Origin of the sequence: Paraburkholderia sp. SIMBA_054 (genome assembly GCF_046534875.1) — a bacterium.
GTDB lineage: Bacteria > Pseudomonadota > Gammaproteobacteria > Burkholderiales > Burkholderiaceae > Paraburkholderia > Paraburkholderia hospita.
The window spans coordinates 1-401 of sequence record NZ_JAWRXV010000294.1; the positions used below are offsets into that span (position 1 = coordinate 1).

A 401-nucleotide genomic window follows, 5' to 3' on the forward strand; every position below is an offset into this window, starting at 1 on the left:
CGAGTGTTCCGTACTGAGCTTGATGCCTTCCTGGCCTGCCCAGTCCTCCATGCGCAGCTTGTTGTTCGCCTGCGTGCGGATCATGTTGCGCGAGAGCCAGCGCCGGTCGTTCGTCACCAGATCGCGCGCCTGGCTGTGATGATGGAACGCGATGATTTCGGGCTTGTCCGGATCGCCGTCCCGGCAGGTAATCACCGCTTCTGCATCGTCCAGCGCGGGGAAGTGCATGCCGGTTTGCAGCTTGCCCGCGAACGGCTTTGCCAGCCGCAGCGGTACGCTCTCGCCGCCATTCGGCCACGTTTCGAAATCGGAGTCGAAACGGACCGTATAGTGGCCATTTTTATCGACGTATGCGTAGGTGTATTTGTCCGGGCTCGTCACACGCGCGCTGAGTGTGCCGG

The 401-nt window shown here is 61.6% G+C and carries 1 pseudogene; it reads right to left on the reverse strand.

Features of this window, described 5'->3' with window-relative positions:
• A pseudogene (locus tag SB822_RS55180) lies at window positions 1-401 on the reverse strand (type VI secretion system tip protein VgrG); the annotation flags it as partial.